The organism is Aureimonas sp. SA4125 (genome assembly GCF_019973775.1).
Classification (GTDB): domain Bacteria; phylum Pseudomonadota; class Alphaproteobacteria; order Rhizobiales; family Rhizobiaceae; genus Plantimonas.
This window is the reverse complement of sequence record NZ_AP025032.1, coordinates 2,642,699-2,657,950: the sequence shown is the minus strand read 5'-3', so window position 1 is coordinate 2,657,950 and position 15,252 is coordinate 2,642,699. Positions and strand designations below refer to the sequence as shown.

The window sequence follows — 15,252 nt, the reverse complement described above, 5'->3', positions numbered from 1 at the left end:
CGCGGAGTGCGCCATGCAGACCGTTAGCGTTTACGGTCCGTCGCAAACACCACGGGACACCGAGATCGATCGCCTTCGCCGGGCGCTTTACGAGCCCTCGGAATTCTCGATCGAGCTTTTCGGGCAGGAAGCCGCGGACCTGAAGGCACGTTCATCCTTCGATCGCTCGCGTCGGGGCAGCTTGATGGAGCCACTTCCCCCGCCGAACGCCGCCGCCGTCCCGCGGTCCTCGGTCTGAAAGCATCGCTGAGGCAGAGGCCCGACGAGATCGAGGCCGACTGATGTCCGCGTCAGCCGGCCTTCGCTCATCCGGCCTTTTTCAGAAACTCGGTGCGCAACACCAGCCCTTTTACCTTGTCGGCGTTGCACTCGATCGTTTCGGCATCACCGGTAAGCCGAATATTCTTGATCAGCGTGCCACGTTTCAGCGTCAGCGAAGTGCCCTTTACTTTCAGATCCTTGATGACGGTGACCTGATCGCCGTCGTTGAGGATGGTGCCGTTGGAATCCCTGACGTCGCTCATCGCGCTGTTTCCGTTCTTTTCTCTTGTTTTACATGCATCGCGGGATTTGCCAGGCGTCTCCAGCGTCGGCCACGCCGTCTGCGTGCCCACCTTTCCTGGTCCCCCGTCTTTGCCAGGTGTCGTCAGTCCTTCAGTCGGTTCACGGCGGCCAGTCCGTTCTCGATGTCGGCCCTGAGGTCCGCGACGTCTTCCAGCCCGATCTGGAGCCGGATCACCGGCCCCTCGGATGGGGCCTTGGCGAGAATGCGGTCGGACAGGTCGGCGACCACGGCGAGGCTTTCGAACCCACCCCACGAATAGCCAAGGCCAAACAGCTTCAGCGCATCGAGGAAGGCTGCCGCCTCGGTCATCCCACCGCCTCGAAGGACGATCGAAAACAGGCCGCTCGAACCGGAGAACTGGCTCTTCCACAGCGCGTGGCCGGAAAACGAGGGCAGGGCCGGGTGGAGAACACGGGCGACCTCGTCGCAGCCTTCCAGCCAGTGCGCCAGTTGCAGGGCCGACTCCTGGTGGCGTTCCAGCCGAATGCCCATGGTCTTCAGGCCGCGCAAGACGAGCGACGTGTCGTCCGGCGCCACGTTGATCCCCAGCGCCATCTGGGTGTCGCGCAGTCGGTCATAGGTCGCCGCATTGGCCGAAACGCTTCCCATCAGCAAGTCGGAGTGACCGCCGGGATATTTCGTCAAGGCGTGGATCGACAGGTCGACACCATGCTCGAGCGGGCGGAAATAGAGCGGCGTCGCCCAGGTATTGTCGAGCATCGCCACGGCACCGCCGGCATGCGCGATCCCTGAGGCCGCCCGGATATCCATCATCTCGAAGGTATTGGAGCCGGGCGCCTCCAGGAAGACGACGCGCGTTTCCGGGCGCATCAGGGACGCCAGGCCCTCGCCGACGGCGGGATCGAAATACTCGACCGCGACGCCCATGCGCGTCAGCACGCTGTCGGCGAACCGGCGTGTCGGCGTGTAGACGCTGTCGACGATCAGAACGTGATCGCCGGCGGAAAGAAAGGCGAGGAGCGGCACGGTAACCGCCGCAAGGCCGGAGGGAAGCAGGATCGTCCCGGCCGATCCCTCGAGCCCGTCGAGCGCTTCCTCGAGGGCATCGGTCGTTGGCGTTCCTCTCAGGGCGTAAGTGTACTTCTGCCCTCTGCTGCGCATCGTTGCAGTGTCGGGAAACAGGACGGTCGATCCATGGTAGACGGGCGGGTTGACGAAGCCGTGGAAGCCTCGCGGATTCGCACCGGAGCGCACAAGCCGCGTATTGTGCCCGGCCGAAGTCGGACGATCATCATCATGGGTCACGGAAAATGCTTTCTGTCGAGAGATCACGCCGGCTGGCCGAGATCTGGGTCGCAGCGAGTCACACTGCTTGTGAAATAAAAATTGGCTTTAGCTTGACCTGCCAATTTTTATGGCATGAGATTGGCTCGGTGACAAAGCTCGCCGAGCGGCCCTATTCAGGTGATCGTCCATTCTGGCGTGCGCGGTTGGCGCGGACCGAAAGGGTGGTTCATGACACCGAACATGCAGATCCGCAACTCCAATAGGAAGGTCCACTTATGAAACTGAAGCTCCTGACAGCCGCCCTCGGCATCACGGTAGCGGGGATCGCCATCAGCAGCGCCTCAGCGGCGACGCTGGATGACGTCAAGTCGCGCGGCACGCTGCGTTGCGGCGTGAACACGGGCCTGCCGGGTTTCGCCTCGCAGAACGACACCGGCCAGTGGCAGGGCCTCGACATCGACTACTGCAAGGCCGTGGCCGCTGCCGTCTTCGGCGACGTCACCAAGGTCCAGTACGTGCCGCTCTCGGCCGTGCAGCGTTTTCCGGCCCTGCAGAACAACGAAATCGACATGCTGGCCCGCAACACCACCTGGACCATGAACCGCGACACGGCCCTCGGCCTCGATTTCGCGGGCATCAACTATTTTGACGGCCAGGGCTTCATGGTGAAGAAGGAGCTGAACGTCAATTCGGCCCTGCAGCTTTCGGGCGCCACGGTATGCGTGCAGAGCGGCACCACGACGGAGCTCAACCTGGCCGACTACTTCTCGGCCAACAACATGCAGTTCAACCCCGTCGTCATCGAATCGCAGAACGACGTCAACGCCGCCTATGACAGCGGTCGTTGCGACGTTCTGACGACCGACCAGTCGGGCCTCTATGCCTCGCGCCTCGAGCTCGGCACGCCGGACGACAACATCGTCCTGCCCGAGATCATCTCGAAGGAGCCGCTTGGACCTGCCGTTCGCGGTGGCGACTCGCAGTGGTTCGACGTCGTGAAGTGGACGCATTTCGCGCTGCTCAACGCCGAGGAACTCGGCATCACCCAGGCCAACGTCGAGGAGATGAAGGAGTCGCCGAACCCCGAGATCAAGCGGATGCTCGGCGTCGACTCGACCTTTGGTGCCGATGCCGGCCTGGCGAACGACTGGGTCGTCAACGTCATCAAGGGCGTCGGCAACTACGGCGAGGTTTTCGAGCGCAACGTCGGCGCCTCGACCCCGCTCGGCATCGCCCGTGGGCAGAACGCGCTGTGGACCAAGGGCGGCCTGCAGTACGCGCCGCCGATCCGCTGACCAACCTGTGACAGGGTCCGCGCCCGAAAGGGCGCGGATCTCCCGCCGGCCGCCGCATCCGGTGCAGCGCCATCCGTCACTTGCGAGGAGGCTAGCCCCGCTTCATGACCGCCGAGACCCAACCGCTGCCCGCTGCGACCGCCGGTGACTCCTTCCTCACGAACCCGAAGGTCCGAAGCGTCGCCGTCCAGATCATCCTGATCGTGGCGGTCGTCGCCTTCGCCTGGTGGATCGTCGACAATACCGCCCGGAACATGGCGCAGGCCAAGATGGCCTCCGGTTTCGGCTTCCTGTCGACCCGATCAAGCTTCGAGATCGGCCAGACGGCGCTGGAGTATTCGAGCAACTCCTCCTATGGCCGCGCCATCATCATCGGGCTCCTCAACACCCTGATCATCGCGGTCTCGGGGATCATCCTCGCCACCATCCTCGGTTTCATCGTCGGTATCGCCCGCCTGTCGCGCAACTTCCTGCTACGGGGACTGGCGACCGTCTACGTCGAGACCTTCCGCAACGTTCCGCCGCTGCTCGTCATCCTGTTCTGGTATTTTGGCGTGCTGTCGCTGCTGCAGGCGCCGCGCAATCTCCCGGAGTCGGCGATCGGGGTCTACCTGACCAATCGCGGGCTCCAGATGCCGGCGATCCTGTTCGAACCGCTCGCCTGGCTCACCTTCCTGGCGCTGGTCGCCGGCATTGCCGGATCGATGTGGCTCTCTCGCCGCAACAAGGCGCACCAGCTCGCCACCGGCGAACGGCGCTCGACGCTGCTGCCCGCCCTGGCGATGATCGTCGGCCTTCCACTCCTGGTCTTTCTGCTGACCGGGCTGCCGGCGTCCATGGAAGTGCCGACCGCGACCCGGTTCAATCTGGTCGGCGGCGTGCAGATCCGGCCGGAATTCATCGCTCTCTTCCTGGCGCTGTCGATCTATACCGGCGCTTTCATCGCCGAGATCGTGCGTGCCGGCATCCTCTCGGTCTCCAAGGGGCAGACGGAAGCGGCGATGGCCGTGGGGCTGAAGCGGGGGCAACTGTTGCGACTGGTCGTCGTCCCGCAGGCCTTCCGCGTGATCATCCCGCCCTTGACCAGCCAATACCTCAACCTCACCAAGAACTCCTCGCTGGGCTTTGCCATCGGCTATCCCGAGCTCTATTCGATCGGGTCGACGGTCGCCAACCAGGCCGGTCAGACCGTGGAAATCGTCGCGATCTGGATCCTCTGCTATCTCGGGCTGAGCCTCATCGCATCCTTCCTGATGAACATGTTCAACGCCCGCATGGCGCTGGTCGAACGCTGAAGACGGGACCGATACGATGGAAGAACAAGTCGCCCGTTTCATCTCCACCGAGGAGAAGCTTCCCTTGCCGCCGCCGCCGGGCGAGTTCGGCTGGCCGGCACGCGTGCGTCGCAGCCTGTTTGCGACGCCCGTCGACTCGGTTCTCACGCTTCTGGCAGGCGCGCTGATCGTCTACGTCGTGTCCAATCTCCTCGAATGGGGCGTGTTCAACGCGACCTTCGTCGGCGCGGACCGGACGGCCTGCGTTCCGGCCGACGGTGCCCATGGCGGCGCCTGCTGGGCCTTCGTCGGCGCGAAGTTCGAGCTCTTCATGTACGGCGTCTATCCCGATGCCGAGCGCTGGCGGATCGACCTTCTCCTGGTTTCGCTGGTGATACTCGTTGCGGGAATGGCGATTCCGAGCGTTCCCTACAAGCGGCTCAATGCGGTCCTGTTGCTCGGCGTCTATCCTTTCGTCGCCCTTGTGCTCCTGACCGGCGGGCGGTTCGAGATGTCGGGCGGGAGCGTTGCTTTCGTCATGGCGCTGGCCGCCGCTGCGACGATCTACGCTGCCATCGGGCGCAGCGAGTTCAGCCTCAGTGATCCATTGTTGAAGGTAGCGAGCGGACTGCTCGCGGCCAGCCTCCTCGCTTTGCTTCTGGCGGCGATCGTCTCCTTCGACCGGGTGCTGTTCCTCAACATGCGGTTTTCGGCGGTCTCCATCGCCGCCTTCCTGCTGGCGCTCGGCTCGGTGGCGGTCACCCTGGTCGCCGCCTTCCGGCAGTCGGAGACAAGGGGGAGGGCGTTCTCGATGCTCATTCCCTTCGCCGCGATCCTCGCCGTGCTGATCTTCCTCACTGCCGATCTCGGCCTGACGCCGGTGCGCACGAACTCCTGGGGCGGTCTGCTCCTCACCCTCGTCGTGGCGATCTCAGGCATCGTCGCGTCGCTGCCGCTCGGCATCCTTCTTGCCCTTGGCCGCCGGTCGGAAATGCCGATCGTGAAGCTGTTCTGCGTCGCCTTCATCGAGTTCTGGCGCGGCATTCCGCTGATCACGGTGCTGTTCATGGCCAACTTCATGCTGCCGCTGTTCCTGCCCGCGGGCGTCAACTTCGACCAGCTGCTGCGCGTTCTCGTCGGCGTCGCCCTGTTCTCGGCGGCCTACATGGCGGAGGTCGTGCGCGGTGGCCTGCAGGCCATTCCGAAGGGGCAGTACGAGGGTGCCGACGCCATGGCGCTGACCTACTGGCAGAAGATGCGCATGGTCATCCTGCCGCAGGCGCTGAAGCTCGTCATCCCCGGCATCGTCAACACCTTCATCGGCCTGTTCAAGGACACCAGCCTCGTGGCTGCGGTCGGCCTCGCGGACTTCCTCGGACAGGTCCGGCGCGGATTCAGTGATCCCGGCTGGAGCACCGAACAGACCCCGGCCACCGGCCTCGTCTTCGCCGCGTTCGTCTACTGGCTCTTCTGCTTTTCGATGTCGCGATATTCGGTCTACATGGAACGGCGCCTCGATACCGGGCACAAACGATAGGAATTGTGAGCATGTCAAATCAGACAGCCAGCGCGTCGGGGCCGACGGCGAGCAAGATCTCGGAGGAGGTCGCGGTCGAACTGATCAACGTCAACAAGTGGTACGGCGAGTTCCACGTGCTGCGCGACATCGACCTGAAGGTCCGCCGCGGCGAGCGCATCGTCGTCTGCGGCCCATCGGGATCGGGCAAGTCGACCATGATCCGTTGCATCAACCGGCTGGAGGAGCACCAGAAGGGCCAGATCATTGTCGACGGCACCGAGCTCACCAACGATCTGAAAAAGATCGACGAAGTGCGCCGTGAAGTCGGCATGGTTTTCCAGCACTTCAACCTCTTCCCGCACCTCACCATTCTCGAGAACTGCACGCTGGCGCCGATCTGGGTGCGCAAGATGCCGAAGGCGAAGGCCGAGGAAGTGGCGATGCATTATCTCGAGCGCGTGAAAATCCCGGAACAGGCGAACAAGTATCCCGGCCAGCTCTCCGGCGGCCAGCAGCAGCGCGTGGCGATCGCCCGCTCGCTGTGCATGAGCCCGAAGGTGATGCTGTTCGACGAGCCGACCTCGGCGCTCGATCCGGAAATGATCAAGGAAGTTCTCGACGTCATGGTCGGTCTCGCCGAGGAGGGGATGACCATGGTCTGTGTCACGCATGAGATGGGCTTTGCCCGGCAGGTCGCCAACCGCGTCATCTTCATGGATGCCGGCCAGATCGTCGAGCAGAACGAGCCGACGGCCTTCTTCACCAATCCGCAGCACGAGCGCACCAAGCTCTTCCTGTCGCAGATCCTGCACTAAGGCGGGATCGCTTTCCCTCGAGTCGCCGTCCTGCTTTCGTTCTTTGTTCTCGCATGATCTTTTCCGAAAGCCGGAAGTCACTTTAGGAATCATCTTCTAGTCTAGGAGCAGGTTTCGCCCAGGCGTCAGACAGTCTACGAAAAACGCCGCCGGGCAGCGCTTCCGGCGGCGTTTTTTCTTCTTGGGGCAAAGTGCGTGGGTTTAGTCGGCTTGCGATTTGCTGCTTGTCTGGGCGGGGCGAAGTGGCCATAGGCGTTCCCGCATCGGCCAGAAATCCGGGAGCGAGCAGCGATGGCAGTTGGACGAGCGGGAGACAGTGAGGTCCCCGTGGAGCCGGCCGATGGAGGCTCAGTAACAGCGGTGTCGACGGCGCCCGGTGGCCCGCGATGGGCCATCGTCGGGATCTTCCTGATCCTTCTGTTCGGTGCGCTGTACCTCACCTCGAGCTTCGTCCTGCCGGTGATCATCGCGCTCCTCTTCGCCCTCGTCCTCAGCCCGATCGTCCGGCTGATGCGGCGGCGGCTGAGGATTCCCGAACCGGTTTCGGCCATCACGCTCGTGGTCGGCGCCCTGGTGACGCTGTTCTTCGGCTTTTACATGCTGAGCAACCCGATCACGGAACTCGTCAACAATGCGCCGAAATACGTGGCGGCCGTCGAGGAGCAGCTGAAGGCGGTCCGCGACCGGCTCGACCGGCTGCAGGAATTGCCCGCTCCGCCGGCGGCAGCGCCCAGCCAGCCCGCAAGCCCGGTGGCAGATGAACCGCCGCAGGAAGTCGTTGTCAAAAGCCCGGGCCTCCTCGACGATGCCGCCCAGGTCGTGCCACAGATCCTGGCCAGCATCCTCTTTTCGATGGTGTTCCTGTATTTCCTGCTGGCGTCCGGCGACCTCTTCTACGTCAAGCTCGTCAAGGCGATGCCGACCCTGTCGGACAAGAAGCTGGCGCTGCGGATCGCCCACGACATCGAGCGGGAACTATCGCACTATCTCCTGACGATCACGATGATCAATGTCGGGCTCGGAACCGTGGTAGGGTTCCTGCTCTGGCTGGTCGGCATGCCGACCCCGCTCATCTTCGGTGCGCTGGCCGCCCTCCTCAACTTCATTCCCTATCTCGGCGCCCTGACGGGGATGGGGCTTGTCGGGGTCATCGCCCTCGCCGAGTTCGGCGATCTCTGGCAGGCACTCGTGCCGGTGGCGCTGTATTTCGTCGCCTCGACCATCGAGGGACAGTTCATCCAGCCGACCGTGGTCGGCCGCCGGCTGGAGATGAACGCGGTCGCGATCTTTCTCTCGGTGGCATTCTGGGGATGGATCTGGGGTGTGGTCGGCATGTTCGTCGCCGTGCCGATGATGGTCGGCCTGAAGATCTTCGCCAGCTATATCGAGCCGCTGCATCCGCTCGCCGATTTTCTCTCGGCGCAAAAGGACGATCTCGAGGAGCCCGAACCAGCCGTCAAGGATCGTGCGGCCTGATGCCGGCGGGTCGACGAAAAGCGAGTCCGGGGAGAGGGCTATGCCTCGGAGTTCAGTCTTCGAGTCACCTGTTCACCGCCTTGCATCGCTGTTCCACAAACGAAGAAGCCGGCGACCTCTCGGCCGCCGGCTTCCGTCTCACGTCTGGCCCGTTTATTTCGCGGCCGAAGTGACCGGTTTCACGAGGGCCGTGATGCGCCGCAGGGTGACGCGCCGGTTATCCGCATTGGCCTCCTGCGTGTTGACCTTCAGGTCTTCCTCGCCATAGCCCTGGGTCACGAGATTTTCCGGCGGAACCTCGAAATATTCCGTCAGCGCCGTCGCCACGGCTTCCGCACGCTGGTCGGACAGAGCCAGATTGGCCACATTCGAACCCACGGCGTCGGTATGGCCTTCGATCAGGAACGTCTCCCCCGGATTGTCCTTGATGACGCGAGAGACCGCATCGGCCAAAGCCTGGAGGTTCGCGACCTGGGCCTGCGGAATGCTCGCCGAGCCGAAGTCGAAGTTCACCGTGCTCAGATCGATACGCCGCACCTTGTCGCGGATGCGCGAGGAACGCCGGACTTCGTCGACCGAGTAGATCCGCTCGACGGTCTCGACCGGCGGGGCGACGATGGTGTCGAAGTAGAGCTCCTCGTCCGGCTCGTCGATATCCACGATGTAGCGATCGCGCGGGATCGACAGCTCCAGCGGCGGCAGGTCCTCACCCGCATCACTGTAATAGTCCGGGCGCTCGTCCTCCTCGGAGTAGGGGTCGTAGAACAGAACGATCTCGCGGCCGTCCGGCGTGATCCGCGACCGCTGAACGACGTCGCCATAGCGGTTCGTGATGGTGATCACCTGCGCGCCATTGGCGCGAACGATGGTCTCGCGGTTGCGACCGCGGGGAAGCCGCTCGGTGTAGCGATCGCGTGAGTCGACAGCCAGCCGTTCGTCGTCGTTGGAGCGAATGAAGTAACCGGCAGCCGCTCCGACTGCAGCACCCGCGACGGCTGCTGCACCCAGCGAGATGATGTCGCGGTTGCCGACGCGCTCGACGACTTTCGCCTCGGGCGGCAGTTCGGCCTGCGGTGCGCGCTCGATGCGCTCGCCGCGCTGGGCCGAGATCGGCTGCTCGACGACCGGGGTCGCGAGGGTCTGCACGCGGGCATCGCTCTGGTCGATCGCACCTTGTTCCACCGGCGCTGTCTGGATGTCGGCCGGCACCGGACGCGGGGCATCCCCACCGCGGGCGCGTCGTTCGCCACCACGAGCCGGCGCTTCCGCATCCGGCGCGGGAGCCGTGGCCGGCGGGACGGCACCGGGAACGGCGGGGGTCGGCTGGACGGCGTCAGGCGTCGTTGCCGGGGGAGCCGGCGTCGCCGGGACCTCGCCGGTTGCTGCAGGCGGAGCTGCCGCCGGAGCGGTGTCGGGAGCAGGGGCAACGGGCGCTGGCGCATCCGAGCCGGCCGGCTGCGTCTCGGCAGGCGCCGTTTCGGTAGCCGCGGGAGGCGTCGGGGCAGTATCTGTCACCGCAGGTGCCTCGGCGGGCGCAACAGGCGCTGGCTCGGCGGGCGCCGGTGCTGGCTCTGCTGCGGCCGGTGCCTCGGGTGCTGGCGCTTCGGCGGCTGGGGCTTCGGCGGGAGGTGTTGCTTCGGGTTCGGGCGCGGCTTCCGCCGGCGCTTCCGGTTCGGCAGCAGGCTCTAAAGCAGGCGCCGGTGCTTCGGCGGCAGGCTCTTCGACAGGCGCCGGCGCGGCGGGTTCTGGCGCGGCTTCGGCGGCAGGAGCTTCCACTGGAGCCGGTTCGGCTGGCGGAGCTTCGGCTGCTGGTTCCTCGGCAGGCGCCGCCTCTGGCGCAGCTGCTTCCGGAGCCGGCTCGGCCGGCGGGATTTCCTCGGTCGCCTGGGCAAAGCGCAGCGTCGGCTGCTCCTGCGCCATCGCCAGCAAGGGTCCGCTGAGCGCGGTCGACGCAGCAAGAGCCGCGACCGTCAGCATTCTGGCGGTATCGTTCATCGTCGGCATTGTCAGTCCTCTTGTTGCAAATGTCCCTTGCAAAACCGCTCGGCGCCTTCCTCAAGACAGGAAGCGCCCGCCCATTCTTCGCGAGGGCTCGACACGGCTCGTCAGGGAAAGAGCGGCAGGGACATGCCGGTTCCATAGAATTGTCGCGACGGCCGCCTCAGGGGGGAGTCCAGTCGTAGAGCCAACCCAGATCGCGGGCCAGTGACTCGCCGGACCGGAAGCCCAGAACCGTATCGCGCGCCAAAGCGAGAGGCGCCGGGAGGTGGTAGACCCGCCGGTGGAAAGCGACGCGCTTGCGCACGCGTCGAAGGCGGTTGTCGCGCACCGCGTGATAACGTTCGGCGGCGTCGCGGGGGGACGTGGCCCCGCCAACGGCCCAGGCGGCGGTCCAGCCGTCCTCAATCGCCATGGCCGCGCCCTGGGCCGCATAGGGCAGCATCGCATGCGCGGCATCGCCGATGAACATCAGCCCCGGAAGGTGTCGGGCGCTGCGGTCGGGTTCGATGGTCGACAGAGGCCAGGCCATGGCCGGCCCGGCCGCATCGATCAGACCGAGGAGCCGACGGTCCCAGCGCCGGAAGCGCTGAAGCAGTGCCGCCTTCGTCGCCGATCCCGGCAGGTCGTCCGCGGCATCGCCTCGCGGTCCGATGAGGACGAGGTTCGTCGTCTGGCCCGATTGGATCGGATAGGCGACGGCGTGGCGTTTCGGCCCGAGCCAGGCCTCTATTCCAGCCTGGGGCGAGCACGGACGGTCGACGGTCATCCGCCAGGCAACGTCGCCGGAGGCGACGGCCGACGGAAACCCAAGCGAGGCTGCGAGTGCGGAGCCGACGCCATCGGCAGCGATGACGACACCAGCCCGACGGCTGTTGAGCGACCCGTCTGCGTTCTGGAAGGCGACGGCCAGATCGGTGCCGTCCCGCGTCACCCCCGTGCAGCGGCTGCCGAGCGTCAGTGCGATGCGCGGCTCGGCGGCAACGGCGTCGAGAAGGGCGCGCTGCAGGTCGGCACGGTGCAGCGAGAGATAGGCCGTGCCGTCGCTCGACACGACCGGGACCGTCGCGATCACCCGTCCGCTGCTGGAAGAGCGGAGAGTGACGGTTCTGGCGGCGACGGCGTTCAGCCTTCCCAGATCGAGGCCGAGGCCCGCAAGGACGCGGAGGACATTGGGCGATAGCTGCAGTCCCGCGCCGACCGCCTCAAGTCGCGAGCTCCGCTCGACAAGATCGACGGCAAAGCCTGCTCTGGCGAAGGCCAGCGCCGCCGACAGCCCGGCGATGCCGGCACCGACGACGAGGATTGCAGTGCTGCGCTCCATAAAGGCGGCGGGATCAGGCGGCGCCGCGCTCTTCGAAGGCGCAGCCGGGCGGGATGGTCTCTGTGCCGTGGAGAGCGGCGTTGCGGCGATAGAGGGTCGAGCAGTATCCGCAGACCTTCTCGCCCTCGTCGCCGAGATCGAGATAGACATGCGGGTGATCGAAGGGCGGATTGGCGCCGACGCACATGAACTCGCTTACGCCGATCTCCACCATCTCGTGGCCGCCGTCGTTCTGGAAATGCGGGATGATATGGCCGGCCATCGCGGGTCGTCTCCATGGGTCTGATGATCGGCGCGGACGATAGTCGCGCGCGCTGCGAAAGGCCAGAGCCGGGTATCGCCGGAGCAGGTGGGCGTTCCGCCTTGCCAGAACCGGCTGGCCGCGCCAGAACCCGAGACGACGGGGTGGACAAAGCAAGTGCCGGACCGTCGGTCCTGCCACAGCCATGCGGCCGACAGCATCGAAGGAACGACATGAAATTTTTCGAGCATGAGGGGCTGCGCCTCTCCTATCTCGACGAGGGCGGCGCCCGTGCTTCCGCGATCCTGCTGCTGCACGGGTTTGCGTCGAACATGGGAGTGAACTGGATCGATCCGGGCTGGGTCTCGACCCTATGCGATGCCGGTTACCGCGTGCTCGCCTTCGACCATCGCGGCCACGGCGCGAGCGACAAGCCGCACGACCCGGCTGCCTACACGCCTCAGAAGATGGCTGGCGACGCGGTGGCGCTGCTCGATCATCTCGCTGTGCCGCAGACGGCGCTCTTTGGCTACTCCATGGGGGCGCGTGTCTCGGCCTTTGCCGCCCTGGCGGCGCCGGAGAGATTTTCGCGGCTCGTCTTCGGCGGTCTTGGTCTCGGCCTCGTCGAGGGCGTCGGCGACTGGGACCCGATCGTTGCAGCGCTGCTCGCCGATTCGCTGGACGCGGTGACGCATCCCCAGGGCCGGATGTTCCGGGCCTTCGCCGACCGCACGGGCAGCGACCGGAAGGCGCTCGCCGCCTGCATCACGACCTCGCGCAGCGAACTGACGCCGGCCGATCTTTCCCGCATCGTCCAGCCGACGCTGATCGGGGTCGGCACGCGTGACGAGATCGCCGGATCGGCAGAGGGACTGGCCGCCCTGATCCCGCATGGCGAAGCCTACGCGATCGAGGGCCGCGACCATATGCTGGCTGTCGGCGACCGCCACTTCAAGGCCGCCGTGCTGCGCTTCCTCCTGGGCGAGCCCGCTGAAGGATGATCGATCCGGGATCGGCTCGCGTACCGTGCCCGCGGCGAGCGATCACGACCAGCCTGCCGTCTTGCGGCGGTCACCGAGGAATATCATGTTAGGGTCCACACGGGTCGGGGGAAGCGGCGCTACGCGCCGGATTGTTTTTCGGACCGGATCGGGTATTCTACCGATCAGTAGACATGTGGCCGCGACGGCCTCGGGAGGAGTGGCATCATGACGGTCAGCGGGCTTCAGGCGCAGGGACTGTTCCAGGCCGTCGATCCGATCTGGACGCGGGTACGGCAGGAAGCCGAGGAGGCGGCGGGGCGCGAGCCGATGTTGTCCGGCTTTCTCTACGGCACGATCCTCAACCATCGCAGTCTGGAGGCGGCGGTCATCCACAGGGTCTCCCAGCGCCTCGATCATCCGGATGTGCCGGCGGTTCTCATCAGCCAGGCCTTCGACGGCCTGCTCGGCGAAAACTCGCAGTGGAGCGAGACGCTGCGCACGGATATTCAGGCCGTGTTCGACCGCGACCCGGCCTGCGAGCGCTATATCGAGCCGCTGCTCTACTTCAAGGGTTTCCACGCCATCCAGACGCACCGCCTGGCGCACTGGCTGTGGAACGAGGGACGGCGCGATTTCGCGCTCTATCTGCAGGCGCGCTCCTCGGCCGTCTTCCAGACGGACATCCATCCGCACTCGAAGATGGGTCGTGGCATCTTTCTCGATCACGCCACGGGGCTCGTCGTCGGCTTCACCGCCGAGATCGGCGACAACGTCTCGATCCTCCAGGATGTGACGCTGGGCGGAACCGGCAAGGAATTCGGCGACCGACATCCCAAGATCGGCAATGGCGTGCTGATCGGGGCAGGGGCAAAGATCCTCGGCAATATCCGCATCGGCGAATGCTCGAAGATCGCTTCGGGATCGGTGGTGCTGAAGCCCGTCCCGCCCCATTCGACGGTAGCCGGCATCCCCGGCCGCATCGTCGGGAGCGTCGGCGATTGTTGCGGCGAACCGGCGCGCGCGATGGACCATATGTTCGTCAAGGACGACTGACCCGCGCCCGCCGCGAAGCCGGAAACCTGGACGGTTTCGCGCGATCGCTAAGGAGGAAGGTCTATCACCGCGGCTCTATGTTGCGGGCCGCCTATTGAATCCGCCGGGGAGGTGCTAGTTCCCTCCGCAGCGATTCAAGCAGGAGAGACATGTGAAACCCGACGAAATCCGCAAGCTCGAGACCTATCTCAAGGGTCTGTTCTCCGGCGCGAACATCCGCATCAAGCCACTGCCGCGCAAGGCGGATTCGGCCGAGGTCTACGTCGCCGACGAGTTCGTCGGCATTATCTCCAAGGACACGGACGAGGGCGAACTGTCCTACCACGTCACGATGACCATCCTCGAGATGGATCTCGAAGGCATCGCCTCGTAAGCCTGCGAGGTCCTCAGCCTCTCGTCTGGCGACCATCATCGACTGGCAAGACGTCGGCCACCGGGGCTCGAACGACAAAGGCCGACCTTTTTCAAGGTCGGCCTTGCGGTTGATCCGTCACGAGACGGGGAGATCGAAGGCGGGTCAACCGATCCGGTAGATTATTTGACGCTGCCGACAAGGATGTTGCGGTCGTCGCCGATGCTGAGCCAGTCGCCGGAGTTTCTTTCGGACTGGCGCTTGAGATAGCGGTATTCGGTATCCTTCCAGTCGAGCACCTTGTCGACCAGGTTGTCGAGGATGAAGTCGCCGCGATCGGTTCGCACGGTCAGGACGGCGTGACCGTCGCCATTGGGCTGACGCACCACGGTCAGCAGCAGCGACGAGCGCGGAAATCCGGCGCGCTCCAGCATATACTGCTTCAACAGCGCGAAATCCTCGCAGTCGCCCTCGGTGCTCGGGTAGGACCAATACTCCGCCACGCCCGATATATCCATGTCCGTCCGCGGGAAGATGCCGACGTTGACGGCGTTGTTGACGTCGACGACCTTGTCCCAGGCCGAGCGGGACAACTTCACGACGCCAGCGGTTTTGTTCTTGCCGCATTCGTCCGCGTAGCGCTTGCAGAAATCGTAGTGCCCGACCGGCTGCGACGTCCCACCCATCACCGGCATGCCGAGGTTGCTCGCTTGGGCCGCCGTCAGGCCGAACACGAGAAGAGTTGCGGCGACAGTTGCTTTGATGAAAGTTTTCATGGCGTGTCTCTCCGTCTGTTGAGAGCACAATCGCACGTCTGTTTTACTTCTGCGGCAAAGTCAGTATCGCAAGTTGATTCAATTTTTAGGCGATATTCTGAGAGATATACTTGATCAGATGCTGACAGTCGATGTGAAATTGTCGGGATCCGGCAGGTGATGCGTTAACCGCGTTTTCCCGGCCTCGGGCCAGCACCCTGAGATCTGCACGCTGCAGGCGACGATGCACAGGAGGCTGCCGCGACGGCCCGGATCTTTCCCCAGCTATCGTCTTACGCGGCGGGTGAACCGTCGGGCCCGGCGCAAGGGGCAACTGACGCCGCGGTCTCGAAC

15 protein-coding genes are annotated in these 15,252 nt (G+C 64.9%); 9 read left to right on the top strand and 6 right to left on the bottom strand.

Annotated features, from left to right (window positions below):
• Window positions 1-13: 13 nt before the first annotated feature.
• Window positions 14-238: a hypothetical protein gene (locus tag Sa4125_RS12395; RefSeq protein ID WP_224008201.1), complete on the top strand. Its 225-nt coding sequence runs from the start codon at window positions 14-16 to the stop codon at window positions 236-238.
• 67 nt (window positions 239-305) lie between these two features.
• Here the strand turns inward: Sa4125_RS12395 and Sa4125_RS12390 are convergent, their stop codons facing one another.
• Together Sa4125_RS12390 and metC are read right to left on the bottom strand one after the other, a co-directional pair.
• On the bottom strand, window positions 306-524 hold the full coding sequence (locus tag Sa4125_RS12390; RefSeq protein ID WP_224007776.1) for an alkylphosphonate utilization protein: 219 nt from the start codon (window positions 522-524) through the stop codon (window positions 306-308).
• A 122-nt stretch (window positions 525-646) separates the two neighbouring features.
• Window positions 647-1,831, bottom strand: a complete 1,185-nt coding sequence (gene metC, locus Sa4125_RS12385) for a cystathionine beta-lyase (RefSeq protein ID WP_223998377.1) — start codon at window positions 1,829-1,831, stop codon at window positions 647-649.
• 257 nt (window positions 1,832-2,088) lie between these two features.
• On the opposite strand from metC, the gene Sa4125_RS12380 reads away from it, so the two are divergent.
• The 5 genes from Sa4125_RS12380 (at window position 2,089) to Sa4125_RS12360 (ending at window position 8,192) form a co-directional block, all read left to right on the top strand.
• Window positions 2,089-3,108: an amino acid ABC transporter substrate-binding protein gene (locus Sa4125_RS12380; RefSeq protein WP_223998376.1), complete on the top strand. Its 1,020-nt coding sequence runs from the start codon at window positions 2,089-2,091 to the stop codon at window positions 3,106-3,108.
• Window positions 3,109-3,212: 104 nt separating this feature from the next.
• Window positions 3,213-4,403, top strand: coding sequence for an amino acid ABC transporter permease (locus tag Sa4125_RS12375; RefSeq protein ID WP_223998375.1), 1,191 nt, complete (start codon window positions 3,213-3,215; stop codon window positions 4,401-4,403).
• 16 nt (window positions 4,404-4,419) lie between these two features.
• On the top strand, window positions 4,420-5,919 hold the full coding sequence (locus Sa4125_RS12370; protein WP_223998374.1) for an amino acid ABC transporter permease: 1,500 nt from the start codon (window positions 4,420-4,422) through the stop codon (window positions 5,917-5,919).
• An 11-nt stretch (window positions 5,920-5,930) separates the two neighbouring features.
• A complete protein-coding gene (locus Sa4125_RS12365) occupies window positions 5,931-6,716 on the top strand; it encodes an amino acid ABC transporter ATP-binding protein (RefSeq protein WP_223998373.1) in 786 nt (261 codons plus the stop codon).
• A 360-nt stretch (window positions 6,717-7,076) separates the two neighbouring features.
• A complete protein-coding gene (locus Sa4125_RS12360; protein ID WP_223998372.1) occupies window positions 7,077-8,192 on the top strand; it encodes an AI-2E family transporter in 1,116 nt (371 codons plus the stop codon).
• A 153-nt stretch (window positions 8,193-8,345) separates the two neighbouring features.
• Here the strand turns inward: Sa4125_RS12360 and Sa4125_RS12355 are convergent, their stop codons facing one another.
• The 3 genes from Sa4125_RS12355 to Sa4125_RS12345 form a co-directional block, all read right to left on the bottom strand.
• Complete coding sequence (locus tag Sa4125_RS12355; protein ID WP_223998371.1) at window positions 8,346-10,196, bottom strand: OmpA family protein; 1,851 nt, start codon at window positions 10,194-10,196, stop codon at window positions 8,346-8,348.
• A 157-nt stretch (window positions 10,197-10,353) separates the two neighbouring features.
• Complete coding sequence (locus tag Sa4125_RS12350) at window positions 10,354-11,514, bottom strand: FAD-dependent monooxygenase (protein WP_223998370.1); 1,161 nt, start codon at window positions 11,512-11,514, stop codon at window positions 10,354-10,356.
• A gap of 13 nt (window positions 11,515-11,527) precedes the next feature.
• Window positions 11,528-11,776: a zinc-finger domain-containing protein gene (locus Sa4125_RS12345; protein ID WP_223998369.1), complete on the bottom strand. Its 249-nt coding sequence runs from the start codon at window positions 11,774-11,776 to the stop codon at window positions 11,528-11,530.
• A 212-nt stretch (window positions 11,777-11,988) separates the two neighbouring features.
• On the opposite strand from Sa4125_RS12345, the gene Sa4125_RS12340 reads away from it, so the two are divergent.
• The 3 genes from Sa4125_RS12340 to Sa4125_RS12330 all read left to right on the top strand — a co-directional run bounded on the left by Sa4125_RS12340 (window position 11,989) and on the right by Sa4125_RS12330 (window position 14,164).
• Window positions 11,989-12,756, top strand: coding sequence for an alpha/beta fold hydrolase (locus tag Sa4125_RS12340; protein WP_223998368.1), 768 nt, complete (start codon window positions 11,989-11,991; stop codon window positions 12,754-12,756).
• 207 nt (window positions 12,757-12,963) lie between these two features.
• Window positions 12,964-13,791: a serine O-acetyltransferase gene (cysE, locus tag Sa4125_RS12335; protein WP_223998367.1), complete on the top strand. Its 828-nt coding sequence runs from the start codon at window positions 12,964-12,966 to the stop codon at window positions 13,789-13,791.
• Window positions 13,792-13,942: 151 nt separating this feature from the next.
• On the top strand, window positions 13,943-14,164 hold the full coding sequence (locus Sa4125_RS12330; RefSeq protein WP_223998366.1) for a DUF3126 family protein: 222 nt from the start codon (window positions 13,943-13,945) through the stop codon (window positions 14,162-14,164).
• 161 nt (window positions 14,165-14,325) lie between these two features.
• Here Sa4125_RS12330 and Sa4125_RS12325 read toward each other — a convergent pair whose 3' ends face one another.
• Window positions 14,326-14,919 (bottom strand): transglutaminase-like cysteine peptidase, encoded by a 594-nt coding sequence (locus tag Sa4125_RS12325; protein ID WP_223998365.1) that lies wholly within the window; start codon window positions 14,917-14,919, stop codon window positions 14,326-14,328.
• Window positions 14,920-15,252: the final 333 nt, after the last annotated feature.